We start from the raw sequence: 18,066 nt of genomic DNA, 5'->3' as shown, positions 1-18,066 counted from the left end.
CCTTCGGAAAAGTATGCGCCCAAGAAAAATGCCCTTGAGCGCTCAAGGGCATTTTCCATCTTGGTTGTAGACCGCTGCTACGCGGTCAGTGAATAAGTTAGAAGTTGAAGACCGGACCAAATTCCGAGCGCTGATCCTGCCAGATGCGGGAGGGCGTTCCGGCAATCGTCCAGAACTTGCCCAGCTCCGGAACCGCGCGGGAGCCGTAGTGCGTCTGCTCAAAGCTGAAGGTGCACCAGGGGTTGATCTTGTAGTTCAGGGTGGCACCGATGAACTCGCTGCCGATCATGGGAATGCCCAGGCCCTGGCCGTTCTGGTTAGGACCAGCAGCATCAAGCAGACCAAGCTGCATGGCCGCATCGCGGTGTACAAGCTGATCCTTGCCCGCATGCAGATAGAGCTGCCAGCCAGCGTTGTAGCCCTTCGGGTTGGCGTTGAACCAACGGGAGAGCGGCAGGCCGACTTCAACGAATCCGCCATAGACGCGCACGCCATGCTCGGGCGCTACAACAACGTTGCTGCCCGCACAGCTTCCGCTGCCGGGGTTGGTCTTGCAGCCCAGCAGAGCAAAACCGGAGAGCGTGCCGGCGACGTTATCAATACCCGTGCCCATGTAGTACGACTTGACGCTATCGCCACTGTCGGCATTGGTCAGCGGAATCTTGTAGAGGCCTGTCGTATCGGTGTAGTTGGTCGTCAGCTCACCGCCCAGAATCTGGCGCAGATCCGCGCCGCGATAGCCGCTGACCACCAGCGTGGCCCAACGGGTGGGCAGTTGCACGGCCACCTGATTGCCATACATGGCGCTGCTGGCGGTAAAGCCCTTGGCCAGCGAGGTGCCTGCAAGCAAAGCAGTGGGGTACGCATTGTCTTCCAGATCTTCCGCGTTGTTGCCTACAATCGAACGGCGCTTGCCGTACATACCCGTCCAGAAGATCTGCGCGGGAGGAACAGCCGCAGCCTTGTCAAGCTGGAACTGCAGCGTCAGACCGCCATTCAGCTCGGGACGGTCCGAGTCAGCGCCCTCGCGCTCAGCCTCACCCACCTGACCCATGAAGCCAGACGCAGAGGAAGCGCCATTGACGCAATCCACCCCGGCCAGCGAGCAGAAGGTGAGCTTTTCCACCTGACCGGAGCTAGGCATCATGAGAGCAAATTCGGGCACAATCTTGAAGTCGCGATCCGAGTGGCCAACCCGCTGCGCAACGCCAAAGCGGAACTGGGGCGAGCGGTTGTAAATGGCACCGTAGCTGGCCGCGTTCCATGTGGTGTCCAGCATATTGGGCAGCGCCTTCGAGCCGAAGAGCGTCCAATCCTGACCGCCAACAAAGAACAGGCTGGTGCGGTCGGTGGCGCGGTAATCCATGCGCACATAGGCCAAACGCATACGCAAATTGGGATTGCGAATCGAAGTAACGTCGGCGTTGTCGGACTCGTTGAAGTTGCCTTCAAAGTCGGCTTCCATGCGCCCGGTAAGAACCATCCTGCCCGAAAGCGCAGGCCACTCCAGGTTGATGCCGATGCGGCTCTGACGCGCCCTCATGTGGAACTCAGGATCGGCATTAGGACCGGTGTTGCTACCCGGCAGCAACATAAGACCCGCCGGAATGGGAAAGTCATCGCCATTCGGCGAGCTGCTGTCCTGCACCGCGGTTCCCTTGATAAAGCCAAAGGGAGAGTAGGTGATTGCGCCAATCTTGATGCCCACCAAACCACCCGGCTTGGGCGAATCAATGGCCAGGGCGCGCGACGGCGCAGCCGCCGGAGCCACAGCCAGGGCAGCCGGAGCAACCGGAGCAATCTTGGTCTGTACCTTCTGCACCGGCACAACCGGCACAGGCGCTGCAGCCTGAACGGCAGGAGCCGCAGGAGCAGACAGATCCATTGCGCTCAGTACACCCTTGCGCGTGAGCACGTCCACCAGAAGCTGCAATCCGGCGTCAGGGGATGCGCTGCGGATCGAACTAGCTTCCGCAGGCGCTAGCACGCCCTTTTTCTCGAGCGCATCCAGCAGCGCCGTCATCCGCGCGGCGCTCGATGCCTGCCCGGCTTCTGGACTGGTTGCATCCACTGCATGGTTCTTTGCCGTGCTCCTGTCTTGCGCGAAGGCGGATGCACTCATAACACTCACGCCGAACAGGCCCCACAAACACACGTTCAAGGCCCGCATGGGCAACGTCTTTCTGGAAATCTTCATCATTTGTTTTTTCATTTTCCTGCTTCTTTTGTAACACGACGTTTGGGCATATCCCACACCCAGAATGGCTTACTCCATTTCACCCCGCATTGAAAAATTCGCCCAGAAAGAAATGAAAATGTATTTTGTTGCAGAACAAATCTGGGACAAGAAACAGGAGCGCTCTGAAACAGAACACCACCAACGCCGCCGCAACGAGGCACCGTGGCCTTCGATTGGCGACAGCCCGCCTGAACGGTCTTGCTCCGCTTCAAACCAAGGCATCTGGCTCCTAAGCCAAAAACCTCCTCCGCACCTGCGCGCAACGGCCTTGATGGCCTCATCGATTCCTTGCTCGCTACCCAACATGTCATGGAGATGTTCCGTCGATCACTTCCGATTGACAACGAGCGCTCACGCCTCGACCGGCTCTCAAACCGCCTCACCAAGATCCTCGCCGAAATACGCAAACTTCACACAGACTGAATGAAAATGGGCAGAGATTGGCCGGTTAACAGCCCAATGCGCTCATCAAGCTTGGTTTGCTTGTTATAAGCGGCTGATCGACAGGAAGAGCTCTTCGCGGGATGCGGGCTCGATTTCCTGCGGCTTCTCCTGATCCGATCTTTTGTTCGCTTGATCCCAACAGGCCCGATGGGCAAGAAACATGAGCCATAAAAAGCGGGGCAAAACGTAAAAGGAGCTGCTTCGGCAGCTCCTTTTACCAAACTGGATTTTGCGTTCCGTCCCACTTGCAAAGCAAGGGAGGAAAAACTGATTACCCCGTCAGGATTCCGAACGAAATAGGCTGAACATTCTCTACCTGCCCTTCGCTCCCTTGGTCCCATTGAACTGGACCGTCTGTCCCTTCCTGCAGCGAGCGATAGCCACCCGACTGAATCGCCGGGAAATCCACGAAGACGTCTTTGGCCTTCGAACGGTGATACATTGTAGATACAGGAGGGACTCATGCAGGCGCAAGTATTGAAATGGGGTAATAGTTTAGCGGTCAGAATTCCCAGACCCGTGGCAGAGAGCGCTCGTTTGCAGCTAGGGGATCCTCTGGAAATTGCCATCAATGCCGATGGCGTTGTGCAGTTGCATCGGATCAGCGATGTGCCCACACTCGCCGAACTCGTGGCGCAGATCACCCCGGAAAACAGATACTCCGAAGTGTCATCCGGACCGGAAACTGGAATGGAAGTGGTTGAATGGTAGCCTCTTACGTCCCAGACACGGGGGACATTGTCTTTCTTGATTTTGGCCCTCAAATTGGCCGGGAACAGGCCAAAAGACGTCCCGCTCTGGTTTTAACGGATTTACGTTACAACCGGGCAAGCGGTCTGGCGATTGTCTGCCCACTCACTTCAAAGGTCAAACCTTATCCATTCACCCTGCCCGTGACGGTTGGCAAGGTGGACGGCGCTGTATTGGTTGACCAGGTAAAGAGCCTCGATTGGGTCGGGCGCAGAGCGGAGTTCCATTCCAAAGCTCCAGAGTTTCTGGTCTCTAAAGTACGGCAATATCTAGCGGTTCTGCTACAAATCCCCGCAAAGTAAGGCGAAACATAAACGTCAGATTGTTCGCTTGATCCCAACAGGCCCGATGGGCAAGAAACATGAGCCATAAAAAGCGGGGCAAAACGTAAAAGGAGCTGCCGAAGCAGCTCCTTTTACCAAACTGGATTTTGCGTTCCATCCGACTTGCAAAGCAAGGGAGGAAAAAACTGATTGTCCAGTCAGGATTCCGAACTAAACAGGCTGAACGTTCTCTGCCTGCCAGCCCTTCGGTCCCTTGGTCACATTGAACTGGACCGTCTGACCTTCCTGGAGCGAACGGAAGCCGCCCGACTGAATCGCCGAGAAATGCACGAAGACATCTTCGCCATTCGAACGGCTGATAAAACCAAAACCCTTGGCATCGTTAAACCACTTCACAGTACCCTGTTCCATAACATGTCCCTCTTTACTTGATCTATCGCAGAACTCAATGTGGAATTGATTGCGTGTCAAGCAAAAAGCAGAACAGGCAAATAACACCAAGTCAGATTCAACGACCTGAACAGAGAATAGCACAGGTAGAAACAAATGGAGCATCTGCCTTGCTTTTTTTTTGCGAGAACTGCTTTCAGGACTGCTGAAAAACTCGCACCCTGTAAAGCCTCCGCTCATTTCACAGCACTTACGGTACGACTGAAGTCGCACCCAGACTCATGACGTCCTGCCCTGACTCAAACTCATCCGGAAAGGAATCCCCCCTGTATCTAAATAGGGCAGAATTAGGAGGATCGACTCAATCAGCGTATGCTCAATAGAGGAGGATTCCATCCTTCTTCCGTTACGGAGACCCTACCAAAGCCTCCGCCAACGTCCCGCACCATATTCTTCATCCGAAGAAACAAGAATTTGGGCTCTAGTACCGCAAGGAAGCAGAGACACCTCGATTTCTTGTCCAATCGTCCCACAATTCTAGAATCGAGGGAAATTATGCGATCGACACTGGTATTTGATGCCGGAGATAAAATTGTGAACCGCTTCCTGCTGGCTTCCACCGTGATGCGTGCGACCAAAAAGCTCCACGTTCCAGCCACCCGCACGGAAGATACGGTCAACAGGGTCTTCGCCGATGTGGCCAAGGGAAACCCGGTCCATGCGCCACTGCCTGAGGTTGTTCCTCCCCCCACCATCGACGAACTGATTACCAGCGCCATCTAGAGCATCTCTCCTGAAGGTATAGAGCGAGTCGATGCTGCATCGTTGACGCGAACCCCCAGGGAGCGGCAACTTGGCAAGACTTTTGCCACTTCACAGCATCAGGAGAGATGCTCTAATAAGAGCAAGCCCCGGGCAGCGGGGATGAAGCGCAGGTGCGGGCGAAGTCAGCCCCCTCCAGTGAACGGGATGCCTTCCGACTGGAGAACCTTCCTCCTCTGCTGCACGGCGCGGCGAAGCATTGGCCGCTCTACTGAGCGGAAGCTCTGTCCTCCCTGCGCAGAAAAACGCCATTGCTGCCTGGATTCCTGCTTCCCTCTTCCGTACGCCCTTCCCATCTGCAAGGCTTTCTGCCACGCCGCTCCCCACGCCCGCACCCAAACGATTAAACTCATAAGTGCAATGGCCCTGTTCGATCCCTACGAGCCACAACTCGGTCTGAACTTTGAGGAACCGCGTTCGAGCCGCCGCGTCTGGCCGGTTGGCGATCTGGTTGCCCAGGTACGCAATCTGGTGGAAAACGAATACGGCGACGTCTGGGTGGAGGGTGAAATCTCCAACTACCGCCCAGCGCCCAGCGGTCACGTTTATTTCACACTCAAAGATGCGGGCGCGCAGCTGCCCATCGTGCTCTTCCGCCGTCAGGCCCAGTTGCTGCGCTTCCGTCCGGAAGACGGCCTGCATGTGCTCGTGCGTGGGCGCGTTACCGTCTACGAACAGCGCGGCCAGATGCAGTTGGTAGCGGAAACCATGGAGCCTGTTGGCGCAGGTTCGTTGCAGATGGCCTTTGAGCAGCTCAAGGCCAAGCTCAAGGCTGAAGGACTCTTCGAGCCGGAGCGCAAGCGTCCGCTGCCTGCCTTTCCGCGCACCGTAGCCATCATTACCTCGCCCACCGGCGCTGTAATCCGCGACTTTTTGAACGTGGCAGGCCGTCGCCATGCGGGCTTGAGCGTGCTGCTCTACCCGGTTTCGGTGCAGGGCGATCAGGCTCCCGCGGAAATTTCCAGCGCTCTCGAAGCGATCAACGCCGCCGTCAAGGCCAGCCCTAATTTTGCTGACCTGATTGTGGTGGCACGGGGTGGTGGATCGCTCGAAGACCTGGCCGCCTTCAACAGCGAACGTGTAGCGCGGGCGATTGCCGCCAGCCATCTGCCGGTGGTAAGCGCGGTCGGGCATGAAACCGACTTCACCATTGCCGATTTTGTTGCTGACCTGCGCGCCCCCACGCCTTCCGCCGCAGCCGAGCTGATCACCGAGGCGCAGCACACCATTGCCGACCGGCTGGCGCGGCTCGATCATCGTCTGGAACGGGCGGCGCGCTATCAACTTTTGCAGGCCCGCCAGCGGCTGGCACGGCTGGAGGTCAGCCGCGTGGAGGCCCGCGTTTCCGCGCACCTCCACCGGCAGGCCCAGCGTCTGGACGAACTGGGCTTCCGCATGGAAGCGGCGGTACACGCAGCGCTGCGCCAGCACCGCACCCATCTGGCCGAACTTGCCACCGCCGTGCTGAACTCCGACCCGCGCCAGAGTTTGGCCGAAGCCCAGGGCAAGCTGGCCGCGCTGCGCCAACAACTGGCCCACGTGCTGGAGCGCCGCTTGCAGAGCTACTCTGCGCGGCTGACCGCGCTCGATGCCCGCCTGCACTCGCTTTCGCCGCTGGCCGTGCTTGATCGCGGCTACGCCCTGGTGCTGGCCGCAGATGGCGCGGTAGTGCGCTCAGCCACGCAGCTTACGCCCGGCGATCATCTAACAACGCGACTGGCCGACGGAGCCATTACCAGCCGCGTGGAATCCATACAAAGCTCTCAACCCAAACGAGGAAAAAATTGAGTTCAACCGCACGCAAGCTTTTTGGCACCGATGGCATTCGCGCCATCGCCGGCCAGCCGCCGCTCGACGCCACCACCATCTACGCTGTAGGTCTGGCGCTGGCCCACTCGCTCGCCCCCACCAGCAGCGCGCCCCGCGTACTGATTGGCCGCGACACACGTGAGTCGGGTCCATGGATCACGGCCACGCTCGCCGCCGGACTCAAGGCTGGCGGAGCCGAAGTGGAGAGCGCTGGAATTCTTCCCACGCCTGCCGTGGCCTTTCTCGTCCGCAAACACGGGTTCCAGGCCGGTGTAGTCGTCTCGGCCTCGCACAATCCCTGGCAGGATAACGGCATCAAGCTCTTTGGCGGCGACGGCTTCAAGCTGGCCGATGCACTGGAACTGGCCATGGAAGAGGAGATTTTGCGCCATGCCGCGCTGATCGACGCGCCCGACCCAGCCACTCTGCCCACAATTGCAGACAATGCCCACTACGCCAGCGACTACATCGACTTCCTGATCGCCAGCGTTCCCGGCCTCTCGCTTGCTGGCCTGCACATTGTGGCCGACTGCGCCAATGGCGCGGCCGCAACCATCGCGCCCGAGCTCTTCCGCCGCCTGGATCCCACCGGCGAAGCCACCATCGAACTGCTGCACACCGCGCCCGACGGCCGCAATATCAACGCCGACTGCGGTGCTCTGCATCCGAAGCGCGTGGCTGCCATAACCCAGCAGCACGGCGCGCAGATCGGCCTGACCTTCGACGGCGACGCTGACCGCTGCATGCTTGCAGGCGCCAACAACAATGTGGTGAATGGCGATGCGATTCTGCTCATTGCCGCCCGCGATTTGAAGGCGCGCGGCCTGCTGACGGGTGATCTGGTAGTGGCCACCACCATGTCCAACATGGGCCTGGAAGCTGCGCTCAAGCGCAGCGGCATTTGCATGCTGCGCGCTTCGGTGGGCGACCGCTACGTGCTCGAACAGATGCTGCAGCACGATGCAGCGCTGGGCGGCGAACAGTCCGGCCATATTCTGCTACCGCACCTGGCCACCACCGGCGATGGCCTGCTGACGGCCCTGGTGGTGCTCGATCTGGTAGCCCGCAGCGGCCGCTCACTCGACGAGTTGACCAGCGACTTGAAGGTCTTTCCGCAGGTAATCGTCAACGTGAAGGTGCGCGAAAAGCAGCCGCTCGAAAATTTCCCCGCAGTTGTGGCCTCTATTCAGGCCGCCGAGGAAGAGCTGAAGGACTCGGGCCGCGTGGTCATTCGCTACTCCGGCACTGAGCCGCTGGCCCGCGTGATGATTGAAGCCGAAAGCGAAGAGGCCATGCGCCGCCACGCCGACGCCATTGCCGACGCCATCCGCGCCGAACTGGCTGTGTAACGATTCTGCCTGACCGTCCACAAAAAACCGGCCCCTCAGCGGGCCGGTTGGGCGGCAATGCGCTCCACATCGATCAGCGGCGCTCGCTTGCGGATCTGGGCAATGTCGTAGGCACTCTGCATCCGCATCAGCGTATCCATCTTTACCCCAAAAGCCTTTTCCAAGCGCAGGGCCATCTCACCAGACAAATCTGCTTTTCCATTCAGCAAACTCGAAAGTGCAGGCCGCGAAACACCCAGAGCAACTGCTGCTGCCGTCATGGTCAGCCCCATGGCTTCCACCAGTTCCGTACGGACGAAATCTCCCGGGTGGGGCGGATTCTTGATCGGCATTGCCTGCTCCTTTTGCTCTAGGAGTCTGTCGCCCATAGAATTGCCCGAGGTCCTGGTCCAGACCAGGCCCAGCAGATTACGATTTTGTTATGGGCCAGAACTTCCTTCCAGACACGGTCAACCAGACGCTTCTGTTTCCACCCAGCCTTCACGACTGGCTACCTGACGGCCATTTGGCTCGTTTTGTCGTGGATGTGGTTTCGGCATTGGATCTTGAATCGATCTATGCTTCGTATCGCGAGAAGGATGGTCGCGGCCAGTCGGCTTATGCTCCGGAGATGATGGTTCGCCTTCTTTTGTACGGTTATGCCACGGGCGTTTACAGCTCACGCAGGCTTGAGAAGCATACCTGGGAAGACGTGGCATTTCGCTATCTTTCCGGCGACCAGCATCCGGACCACGCCACGCTGGCCGAGTTTCGCAAACGGCATCTGGCTGCGCTGTCCGAACTGTTCACGCAGGCCTTGTTGCTGTGCGCAAAAGCCGGTCTGGTTAAGCTGGGTCATGTGTCGATCGATGGAACAAAGATCAGGGCGAACGCCAGCAAGCACAAGGCGATGAGCTACCAGCGCATGACCGAGAGCGAGGCGCGCCTGAAGCAGGAAATCAACGCTCTGTTGGCTGCTGCGGAAAAAGCGGATGCCGACGAGGACGCGCAGTACGGCAAGGATCGGAACGGCGAAGAACTTCCCGACGAGTTACAGCGACGCGAGAGCCGGTTGCAGAAGATTCGCGAAGCGAAGCAGGCACTCGAAGACGAGGCCCGCGAGAAGGCTGAGCAGAAACTTGCTGAAGCAGAAAAGAAACAGGCTGACGAGGAAGAAGATCGTCGCGCGGGCAAAAAGAAACGTGGTCGCAAGTCGAATCCCCCTGATCCGGACAAGGCAAAACCCGCAGACAAGGATCAGCGCAACTTCACGGATCCGGAGAGCCGCATCATGCCGGATGGCGCCAATAAAGGCAGCTTTTTACAGGCTTATAATGCGCAGATCGCGGTCGATTCCATCGCGCAGGTAATCGTGGCCGCCGCGGTTACGCAGGAGACGAACGACAAAAAACAATTACTGCCGATGGTGGCACAGATCGAAAAGAATCTTGCCCAAAAGCCCGAGAAAGTCAGCGCTGATACCGGCTACTTCAGCGAAGCAAATGTGACCGACGCAACGGTAGCTGAAATCGACTTATACATCGCCACAGGCCGCGACAAACATAGTGATCCAACGGAGATAGCCTGTGGTGAAGCCCCGTCAGATGCAACGGCACGAGAACAAATGCAACATAAGTTGAAGACCGAGGCCGGACGCGCAGTCTACAAAAGACGCAAGGCGATCGTGGAACCGGTCTTTGGACAAATCAAGGAGTGCCGCGGTTTTCGTCGCTTCAGCATGCGCGGCAAACAGAATGTGAGCGGAGAGTGGAGGCTGGTGTGCGCGGTCAGCAATCTGTTGAAGCTCTTTCGCTCCGGATGGGCACTGCAAAACGCGTAAAAACAACGAAAGATCAGAATCCGAATCAGAGTCGCGCCTCAAAGATACGGTGCGGTAGAGAAAAACTGACAGCAACAGACAAATCCAGTACTGCGCAGCCAGGCCGACATCTCCTGCAAAAATCGCAAACGCTATGAGCGACAGACTCCTAGGTCTCTGACCGTTTGAATTTGTACCCACTCTGGGTGCCCCAAGTCCCGCCTTTGGGACCTGGGAAAGCACAAATCTACGCGGTCACGGTACTAGTGGTAGTCTTCCAGATTCATGTCGTGTATTTCCTGCCGCGCTGCATCCACCCAAAAGGTCAGCCTGCGATTCGCATTCACACTCGCATTCACACTCGCATTCACACTCGCATTCACACTCGCATTCACACTCAGGCTCCATTCGCCCTTGCGCCCGCCGGTAAGCTGATGCGCCTTCCAGGAAGGCATCCCGCGCAGCTCTTCCGCATCTTCCATCTCATCCAGAAACGCCATCATCTTCCGAAGTTTGTCAGCCACTTCGGCAGAAATCCCCTTGGTCGCTTCCTCTTTATAGCGCTTTTTCAGCCCCTTATGCGCGAAGCTGCGAATCTTCACAGCATCCCTGTAGCCTGTAAGGTTACACTTGTCAACGGCCATTTGAAGGCCATTTGCCGTGACCTAAGTCATAGCCCACTGCAAGCCACGCCCCGTAGGCTCATCCGCAGAAGGAACTTCGATGAGCACATTCCCCGCTTCCCCCGTTGAGAAAAATGCCCGCCGCACTGCGCCTCACCGCTTTCAGCGCACCCGCCGCATGGTGCAGTATGGCTTTGTTGCCCTAAACGCATGGCTGGGGGCGCAGTTCTACCTTTGGGTGCGGCACTTTGAGCGCGGCAGTCAGGGCTTGGCAGTTCCCCGCCCCCCCGGAGCCGAAGGCTGGCTGCCCATTGCAGGGCTGATGAACTTCAAGCTCTTTCTCTCGACGGGCAGCATTCCGCTCATTCATCCGGCGGCGCTCTTCCTCTTCATGGCCTTTGTGGCTATGAGCCTGATTGCGAAAAAATCCTTCTGCGCGTGGCTCTGCCCCGTCGGCACATTGAGTGAGCATCTGGCCCTGTTTGGCCGCAGAATCCTCGGCAAAAATCTGCGTCTGCCGCGCTGGCTCGACCTTCCCCTGCGCGGGCTCAAATACCTTCTGCTAAGCTTCTTTCTGTTCATCATCGTCCGCATGTCGGCCGAGGCATTGAACCAGTTCCTGCAAGCGCCCTACGGCCTGATTGCCGACGTGAAGATGCTGAACTTCTTCCGCCACATGAGCATCATGGCGCTCGGCGTAGTGGCCGTGCTGGGGCTGCTCTCATCTGCGGTGGAGCACGTCTGGTGCCGCTACCTTTGCCCCTACGGCGCGCTCATGGGGCTGGTTTCTCTGCTGAGCCCGCTCAAGGTTCGCCGCAACGCCACAGCCTGCACGGCCTGCGGCAAGTGCGCCCGCGTCTGCCCCGCGCAGCTCAAGGTGGACAAGCTGGTGCAAGTCCGCTCAGTGGAGTGCACGGCCTGCATGATTTGCGTCTCCAACTGCCCCGTCGAAGGCGCGCTGCAGTTTTCGCTGCCGCTGGCCAAAGACGCAACCAAGCCCTTGCCACGCTATCGCCAGGCCATGACACCCGCAGGATTCGTCACACTGCTGGCTGTGCTCTTCTTCGGCTTTGTGCTCTACGCCCGGGCCACCAACCACTGGCAGTCGCCCATCCCCGACGCGGTCTACCTGCGCCTGATCCCCAACGCAGATCAAGCTGGCCATCCGGGGATAGAGTAGGGCGGGCGGCAAGAAAGCGAGTCAGCAGGTCAGCAAGAAAGCAAGTCAGCGGCGTTCTCGCAGCGTCCCTCAGCGGAACAGGAAGAAAGAGTGAGCAGTGAGGCCCAAGAGCTCCCTATGGATTCGGTGAATCAATCGCACTCCCCTTCGGATGCCCCACCCTGGCCGCGTCTTTGTTTTTGCGGCTAGGGTGGGGAAGCACGCAAACACGTTTTATTCGCTGGCTCTATAATCTGACGCATAGCGTCACAAAGGCTGCTGACTCGTGGCCTTGCTAAAATCCAGCTATGCCCTCCATCGCCCCCGGCCAGACGCTGCTGATTGATGCCGACGACACGCTCTGGCAGAACAATATCTACTTTGAGCGCGCCATTGCCGCCTTCATCGGATTCCTGAATCATCGCGAGTATTCGCCCGCCCAGGTGCGCGAGACGCTGAACCTCTGCGAGCATGAGTCGATTCGGGCCCACGGCTACGGATTGGCCAGTTTTGCCCGTTCGCTGCTGGCCTGCTATGAAAAACTCAGCCCCACGCCCCTGACCGAAGAAAACAAGAAGAAAATTCGCGGCTTTGCCCGCTCGATTGCCGAGCAGGAGATCGAGCTACTACCCAACGTGGCAGAAACGCTCGCCGAGCTGGCCACCCGCCACAAGCTCATCCTGATGACCAAAGGCGACCACTCCGAGCAGGCCGACAAGTTCATCCGTTCCGGGCTCAAGGTGCACTTTTCGGCAGTCGAAATCGTTGCCGAAAAGGATGACCCCACCTACCGCGCCGTCGTGGCCCACCATAAGCTCACTCCGGCCGCGACGTGGATGATCGGCAACAGCCCCAAAAGCGACGTAAACCCGGCGCTGGCTGCAGGCCTGAACGCCGTCTTCCTCTTCCATAAAGACACCTGGGTGCTGGAGCACGCGGAGCTGGCCTCGGCCCCCGCAGGCCGCCAACTGCTGGAACTGGAAACCTTTGCCCAGTTAGGCGAGTACTTCTGAGAGCCCACCCTGCGCCGAGCGACGGGGAATCTTCTTGTACCGCAATCTGGTTCGAGGTAAGATCGTCTTACCATGCAGGCCCGTGTTTCCACCAAAGGGCAGATCGTTCTGCCCGGCCCGATTCGCCGCCGCCTGGGCATTCAGCCCGGCGACCATCTCGATGTACACATCGAGAACGACCGGATCGTGCTCGCGCCTCAGGCCCAGCCTTCCTTTGAGCCGCGCATCGTGAAAGAAACAAAATATGGAATTCCAGTCCTTGACCTCGGCCCGAACGCTCCAATACTGACCAGCGAAAAAGTTGCTGAACTGCTTACAGAATTTCCATGAGATATTTGCTCGACGTCAATGCACTGATAGCTCTCGGGTTGCATCAGCATCAAGCGCATCCCCGAGTCACCCGCTGGATCGATGCCCAGCAGAATCTGTCTTTTCTGACCTGCTCCATTACTGAATTAGGCTTCGTCCGAATCATCAGCAACCCCTCGGTATACGGGTTTACAGTCGATCAGGCCCGCACACAGTTGCTTGATCTAAAAAGTACCCCCGGCCTGTTTACTTTCCTTGAAGACGCCCATGACATCACCCATCTTCCTGCCTGGGTTCAGTTTTCGGCGCAAACCACCGACGGCCACCTGCTGGCGCTGGCTGAGTCCCACGATGCGCAACTTGCCACCCTCGACGCCCGTCTGCCCGGCGCATTCCTGATTCCGTAGCTTCCGTACCATCGTATTCTCGCCCCTATAACACGACAATTCCCATCTATGAGAAACTAGAACAGGAAGATCCCCGGGGCAGCGGCACGCGCCCCACCCAAGATTCAATCTTCAGCTTGATTCCGGCCGCCGCGCCATCGCGTCTGTGCGGCTATTAAAAGATAGGAAACAGAATGCTCAGCGTCAGCAACGTCAGCATGCGCTACGGCTCGAAGGTGCTCTTCGATGAAGTCAGCGTAAACTTCGTTCCCGGCCGCCGCTACGGCCTGACCGGCCCCAACGGAGCCGGAAAATCCACCTTCATGAAGGTCCTCACCAACGAGATCGACGCCCAAAAGGGAACCGTCGTGCGCCCGCGCAAGTTTGGCGTGCTCCGTCAGGACCAGTTTGCCTTTGACGCCTACCGCGTCATCGACACCGTCATCATGGGCAACAAGCCTCTGTGGGCTGCCCTCAGTGAGCGCGACGCCATCTATGAAAAGCCCGAGATGAGCGACGAAGACGGCATGCGTCTGGGCGAGCTCGAAGGCGTGGTCGGCGACGAAGACGGTTACACCGCCGAAACCGACGCCGCCATCCTGCTCCAGGGTCTGGACATTACCGACGACCTGCACGAGCGCAAAATGAGCGAGTTGCAGGGCGGCCAGAAGGTCCGTGTACTGCTGGCGCAGGCTCTCTTCGGTAAGCCCGAAGCTCTACTACTGGACGAACCGACCAACCACCTTGATCTGGAGTCGATCCACTGGCTGCAGGACTTCCTGCTCAACTACAGCGGCACCCTGATCGTCATCTCGCACGATCGTCACTTCCTGAACTCGGTGACCACCCACACGGCCGACATCGACTACGAGACGATCATCGTCTACTCGGGCGGCTACGACGACATGGTGATGCAGAAGACGCAGATCCGCTCCACGCTGGAATCGCAGAATGCCCAGCGCGAAAAGAAGATCGACCAGCTGAACGAGTTCATTGCGCGTTTTGCCGCCGGCACCCGCTCCACCCAGGTGACCAGCCGCCGCAAGGAAGTGGAACGCCTGCAGACGAATGAACTCTCGCGCTCCAACATTCAGCGCCCCTTCATCAAGTTCGAGCAGATCCGTCCCTCCGGCAAGCACGCCATCGAGTTCAAGGATCTGACCAAGGCCTACGAAGACCAGAAGGTGCTTACCGGCTTCAGCGCCAACATCATGCGTGGTGAAAAAATCTGCCTGATGGGCCGCAACGGCTCAGGCAAAACCACCATGATCAAGAGCATTCTGGCCAACTATCCGGGCCTGGCCGACAAGGAATACACCCTGGACGCCGGCGAAACCCAGTGGGGCCATGAAACCCACGTGGGCTACTTCCCGCAGGACGTCAGCGGCTGCATCGAGCACGGCCTGACCGTGGCCGACTGGCTGCATCGCTGGGATCCGGGCGCGCACGTGGAAGAAATTCGCGGCATTCTCGGCCAGATGCTCTTCCGCGGCGAAGAAGGCGGCAAGCAGACCAAGGCTCTGTCGGGCGGCGAACAAGCCCGCTTGCTCTTCTGCAAGCTGATGCTCACCAAGCCCAACATTCTGATCTTTGACGAGCCCACCAACCACCTTGATCTGGAGTCGATCAACGCCCTGAACATCGCGCTGCAGCGCTACGAGGGCACGGTCCTGCTGGTCACCCACGATCATGACCTGATCGACGAAGTGGCCACCCGCCTGTGGGTCTTCAAGGACGGCGAAATCGAAGACTTCCAGGGCCCCTATGTGGAGTGGAAGGGAAAGCACAGCTAAAAGCAGCCCTCAGCCCTCAGTAAAAACAATGGCCGCATCCAGTCTGGATGCGGCCATTGTTTTTTCGCGGAAGGCTTCAGTTCTCCGACGGCTTTTCCACGTGATCAAGCACCAGCACTTTTACCGGAGCATTCTTCTTAACCAGCTTCAAGCCGAGTTGCTTCTTCATGGCTTCTACCGCTGTCAGCCCACCGGAATCGGGCCCGCCATCCACGCTGGCTCTGGCTTTCAAGCGAAAGGCCAACTGAATATCGTATTTCCCCGTAAACCCTGTTCCATCCACCAGAGCTCTAAACTCGGTATCGCCCTGCAAGGAACCCAGATCGGTCAACATCACTACAAAGTGCTCCATGGTCGTATCGGTCATGCGCAGATGTAACTGATCGTTTTCCACCCACGCGGAATCCCCACAGAATTTCGATTTTTCTTTGGGTGAATCTCCCAACTGAGGCGTACTACGCTCTTCGCAAGAATCTCCCTCGGCGTGGATTTGCAAACCGGGTCCAAACTTCCCTGGTTCTACCGGAATAACCGCATAAACAGGCAGCGTTCGCGTCTCATAATGTGTCTTCAACTGCAGCCGCTCGGCCAACAGGTTTTGCATCATCTGCCGCACCTCGGCCTTGGCCGGACTGCCTTCCGCGCGCGCCTCAATCGCCACTTGGGTCGATCTTGCCCACGCGGGAAAGGCCTTGAGAAGCTCCTCTTCCTGATCTTCAAACTCCGGCAGGCGATAGGCGAATTCGATATAGGCCTTTAGAGACGTGTTCGCACGAAAGATGCCATTCAGCCGCCCGGTATCGTCGGCGGAATCCAGTCCAAAGTTGGTATACGGCTTGGTGTCGGGTGCGCTCAACCGCAGAGAAGCGACTTCAAACCGCATACTATCGGCTGCAGGAATTTGCATGCCCGATGGTTTATCATCAGGCGTTGAAGCCACCTGACTCACAGCATTTCCCGGAATCGCCAGCATTCCAACAATGCCCAGAATCAGCAATGCTGTGAACGGATTTTGAAAAGTTCTCTTCCCCGCAGGCAGCTTGTATAAACCTTGATCAGGATTCATTTGCGACACATCCCTTGGAATTCATGCTCTTTTTCAATGCCAGAATCATAAATCTATCTCCTGCCCGATGGCGAAACAGCCGCCTTCTGCCCTGGGTGCGGCCCTTGCTGTTGCCTGCCGCCCACCCCCAGCCTGATATTCTGAAGCTGGTGAATCCAGAAGTTGTTTCCATCTTTCAGCAGGAGTACAGGGAGTTGCGGCCACGGGCGCCGATGCCGCCCATCCACGTGCGCTTCCGCCGTTTTGTCTCGCTGAACACGACCATCCGCCTGCGCGAAGGCCAGATCCACGCCAATCTCTCCGATCTGCTGGAAGGCGCGCCCGAGCCGGTTCTGCACTCCATTGCCCACATTCTGCTGGCCAAGCTCTACCGCAAGCCTATCGAGGCGCTGCACAACACGCGCTACAAGCGCTTTGCCTCGTCGGCTCCAGTCACCCGCCAGACCGAACGCATCCGCTCAGCCCGCGCCGCCAAGCGCTTCTTCGGCCCCGAAGGTCGCTTCTACCATCTGGAAGAGGTCTTTGACTCGCTCAACGAGCGCTTCTTCGGCGGCCTGCTCGGTCGGCCCCAGCTCACCTGGAGCGAGCACTTTGCCAAGCGCTCCCTCGGCCACTACGACGCCGCCATGAACACCATCGTCGTCAGTCGCGTCTTTGACCGGCCATCGAGCCCGCGCTACGCCATCGAATACCTGCTCTACCACGAGATGCTGCACCTGAAGCATCCAGTGACCATGCACGGCCTGCGTCGCTGCGTTCACTCGCGCGCCTTCAAGGCCGATGAGGCGCTCTTCCCCCGGCTCGAAGAGGCCATGGCCTTCATCAAGCGGCTGTAATCCATTTCATTTTTATCCGCGCTTCAGCCCCTCTGTAATCTGCACCAGCGCAGGAGAAACAGCGGCCAGCAGCGTCTTTTCCAAGGCCCGCAGAGCACGCGGCCGCGCAAAGCCCGGGCGGCTCACCAGCCGGATGGTGCGCACACTTGCGCCCTGCAGGGGCCGCAGCACCAGACCGCGCTGCTTCAGCGACGGTACGGCCAGCGCGGGAATCAACGTGCAGCCATAGCCCGCCGCCACCAACTGCACCAGCGTCTCCAACGTAGCGGCGCGCAGCCCATGCTGCATGGCAGGCATCTGCGTGGAACAGGCGGTAAGCGCCTGCGTGGCCAGGCAATGCCCCTCGCTGAGCACCATCAGCTCCGTCGCCAGCGCAGCCTCGGGAATCTCCTTTTGCCCGGCCAGCGGATGACGCGGCGGCAGCGTGGCCACCAGAGGCTCATCAAAGAGCCGCAGCTCGCTCAGTTCCCCGCCCTCAACCGGCGTAGCCAACAACGCGGCATCCAGTTCGTGCGCGCGCAGGGCCTGCAACAGCATCTGCGTGGGTTCCTCCCGCAGCACCAGCGGCATGCGTGGGTGTTCGCGACGCATGGGAGCCAGCAGCAGCGGCATCAGGTAGGGCGAAAGCGTCGGAATCACGCCCAGCTTCAGCGGTCCACTCAAGGGATCGCGCGCACTTTGGGCCACTTCTTCAAGTGCAGCCGCTTCGGCCAGCGCGCGCTGCGCATGCACAAGCATCCGTCCACCGGTTTCCGTCAGCATCACCTTGCGATTGGTTCGCTCAAAGAGCTGCACGCCCAAATCTTCTTCCAGCTTGCGAATCTGCGCGCTCAGGGTGGGCTGGCTTACGTGGCAAAGCGCGGCGGCGCGGCCAAAGTGGCGCTCGGCAGCGGCAGTAACAAAGTATTTCAGATCCTGCAGGTTCATCCTCTATAAATAATAGACCATACCTATCACAAACATAGAAACAATCGCCTTTATCTATGATAAAGAGCA

18 protein-coding genes are annotated in these 18,066 nt (G+C 58.6%); 12 read left to right on the top strand and 6 right to left on the bottom strand.

The genetic code is table 11. The annotated features are described in order from the left end of the window. Nucleotides 1–97 precede the first annotated feature (97 nt). The gene (locus ACOBR2_RS07690) at nt 98–2,200 is read right to left on the bottom strand and encodes a hypothetical protein (protein WP_420239441.1); all 2,103 of its coding nucleotides are present in this window, start codon (nt 2,198–2,200) and stop codon (nt 98–100) included. 945 nt (nt 2,201–3,145) lie between these two features. Here ACOBR2_RS07690 and ACOBR2_RS07685 point away from each other — a divergent pair. Beyond that, nucleotides 3,146–3,394: an AbrB/MazE/SpoVT family DNA-binding domain-containing protein gene (locus ACOBR2_RS07685; RefSeq protein ID WP_420239440.1), complete on the top strand. Its 249-nt coding sequence runs from the start codon at nt 3,146–3,148 to the stop codon at nt 3,392–3,394. Next, nucleotides 3,388–3,735, top strand: a complete 348-nt coding sequence (locus tag ACOBR2_RS07680; protein ID WP_420239439.1) for a type II toxin-antitoxin system PemK/MazF family toxin — start codon at nt 3,388–3,390, stop codon at nt 3,733–3,735. Before ACOBR2_RS07685 ends, ACOBR2_RS07680 begins: the two co-directional genes overlap by 7 nt. Nucleotides 3,736–3,927: 192 nt before the next feature. Here the strand turns inward: ACOBR2_RS07680 and ACOBR2_RS07675 are convergent, their stop codons facing one another. Beyond that, entirely contained in the window at nt 3,928–4,128 is a 201-nt protein-coding gene (locus tag ACOBR2_RS07675) for a cold-shock protein (protein ID WP_420239438.1), read from the bottom strand. A gap of 534 nt (nt 4,129–4,662) precedes the next feature. Between ACOBR2_RS07675 and ACOBR2_RS07670 the strand changes: the two genes are divergently transcribed. The 3 genes from ACOBR2_RS07670 (at nt 4,663) to glmM (ending at nt 8,087) form a co-directional block, all read left to right on the top strand. Next, a complete protein-coding gene (locus tag ACOBR2_RS07670) occupies nt 4,663–4,890 on the top strand; it encodes a hypothetical protein (RefSeq protein ID WP_420239437.1) in 228 nt (75 codons plus the stop codon). 399 nt (nt 4,891–5,289) lie between these two features. Then, a complete protein-coding gene (gene xseA / locus ACOBR2_RS07665) occupies nt 5,290–6,717 on the top strand; it encodes an exodeoxyribonuclease VII large subunit (protein WP_420239436.1) in 1,428 nt (475 codons plus the stop codon). After that, the gene (gene glmM / locus ACOBR2_RS07660; protein ID WP_420239435.1) at nt 6,714–8,087 is read left to right on the top strand and encodes a phosphoglucosamine mutase; all 1,374 of its coding nucleotides are present in this window, start codon (nt 6,714–6,716) and stop codon (nt 8,085–8,087) included. The genes xseA and glmM overlap by 4 nt, the downstream gene beginning before the upstream one ends. A gap of 35 nt (nt 8,088–8,122) precedes the next feature. On the opposite strand, the gene ACOBR2_RS07655 is transcribed toward glmM, so the two are convergent. Next, a complete protein-coding gene (locus tag ACOBR2_RS07655) occupies nt 8,123–8,419 on the bottom strand; it encodes a HigA family addiction module antitoxin (RefSeq protein WP_420239434.1) in 297 nt (98 codons plus the stop codon). Between the two features lie 89 nt (nt 8,420–8,508). On the opposite strand from ACOBR2_RS07655, the gene ACOBR2_RS07650 reads away from it, so the two are divergent. Continuing rightward, nucleotides 8,509–9,906: an IS1182 family transposase gene (locus tag ACOBR2_RS07650; RefSeq protein WP_420236173.1), complete on the top strand. Its 1,398-nt coding sequence runs from the start codon at nt 8,509–8,511 to the stop codon at nt 9,904–9,906. Between the two features lie 242 nt (nt 9,907–10,148). Here ACOBR2_RS07650 and ACOBR2_RS07645 read toward each other — a convergent pair whose 3' ends face one another. Next, the gene (locus ACOBR2_RS07645; RefSeq protein ID WP_420239433.1) at nt 10,149–10,487 is read right to left on the bottom strand and encodes a type II toxin-antitoxin system RelE/ParE family toxin; all 339 of its coding nucleotides are present in this window, start codon (nt 10,485–10,487) and stop codon (nt 10,149–10,151) included. A 121-nt stretch (nt 10,488–10,608) separates the two neighbouring features. On the opposite strand from ACOBR2_RS07645, the gene ACOBR2_RS07640 reads away from it, so the two are divergent. From ACOBR2_RS07640 to ACOBR2_RS07620, 5 genes are all read left to right on the top strand, one after another. Continuing rightward, entirely contained in the window at nt 10,609–11,688 is a 1,080-nt protein-coding gene (locus ACOBR2_RS07640; protein WP_420239432.1) for a 4Fe-4S binding protein, read from the top strand. A gap of 287 nt (nt 11,689–11,975) precedes the next feature. Then, nucleotides 11,976–12,680: an HAD family hydrolase gene (locus ACOBR2_RS07635; RefSeq protein WP_420239431.1), complete on the top strand. Its 705-nt coding sequence runs from the start codon at nt 11,976–11,978 to the stop codon at nt 12,678–12,680. A 72-nt stretch (nt 12,681–12,752) separates the two neighbouring features. After that, a complete protein-coding gene (locus ACOBR2_RS07630; RefSeq protein WP_420239430.1) occupies nt 12,753–13,010 on the top strand; it encodes an AbrB/MazE/SpoVT family DNA-binding domain-containing protein in 258 nt (85 codons plus the stop codon). Further along, complete coding sequence (locus tag ACOBR2_RS07625; RefSeq protein WP_420239429.1) at nt 13,007–13,396, top strand: TA system VapC family ribonuclease toxin; 390 nt, start codon at nt 13,007–13,009, stop codon at nt 13,394–13,396. The genes ACOBR2_RS07630 and ACOBR2_RS07625 overlap by 4 nt, the downstream gene beginning before the upstream one ends. Before the next feature lie 173 nt (nt 13,397–13,569). Then, on the top strand, nt 13,570–15,168 hold the full coding sequence (locus tag ACOBR2_RS07620) for an ABC-F family ATP-binding cassette domain-containing protein (protein WP_420239428.1): 1,599 nt from the start codon (nt 13,570–13,572) through the stop codon (nt 15,166–15,168). Nucleotides 15,169–15,244: 76 nt separating this feature from the next. Here ACOBR2_RS07620 and ACOBR2_RS07615 read toward each other — a convergent pair whose 3' ends face one another. Further along, nucleotides 15,245–16,051 (bottom strand): TIGR03435 family protein, encoded by an 807-nt coding sequence (locus tag ACOBR2_RS07615; protein ID WP_420239427.1) that lies wholly within the window; start codon nt 16,049–16,051, stop codon nt 15,245–15,247. A 332-nt stretch (nt 16,052–16,383) separates the two neighbouring features. Between ACOBR2_RS07615 and ACOBR2_RS07610 the strand changes: the two genes are divergently transcribed. Further along, the gene (locus tag ACOBR2_RS07610) at nt 16,384–17,070 is read left to right on the top strand and encodes a M48 family peptidase (RefSeq protein ID WP_420239426.1); all 687 of its coding nucleotides are present in this window, start codon (nt 16,384–16,386) and stop codon (nt 17,068–17,070) included. Between the two features lie 12 nt (nt 17,071–17,082). Here the strand turns inward: ACOBR2_RS07610 and ACOBR2_RS07605 are convergent, their stop codons facing one another. Next, nucleotides 17,083–17,997, bottom strand: coding sequence for a LysR substrate-binding domain-containing protein (locus tag ACOBR2_RS07605; protein WP_420239425.1), 915 nt, complete (start codon nt 17,995–17,997; stop codon nt 17,083–17,085). Nucleotides 17,998–18,066: the final 69 nt, after the last annotated feature.

The organism is Telmatobacter bradus (assembly GCF_048629425.1).
Classification (GTDB): domain Bacteria; phylum Acidobacteriota; class Terriglobia; order Terriglobales; family Acidobacteriaceae; genus Telmatobacter; species Telmatobacter bradus.
This window is presented reverse-complemented; position numbering and strand designations above follow the sequence as displayed.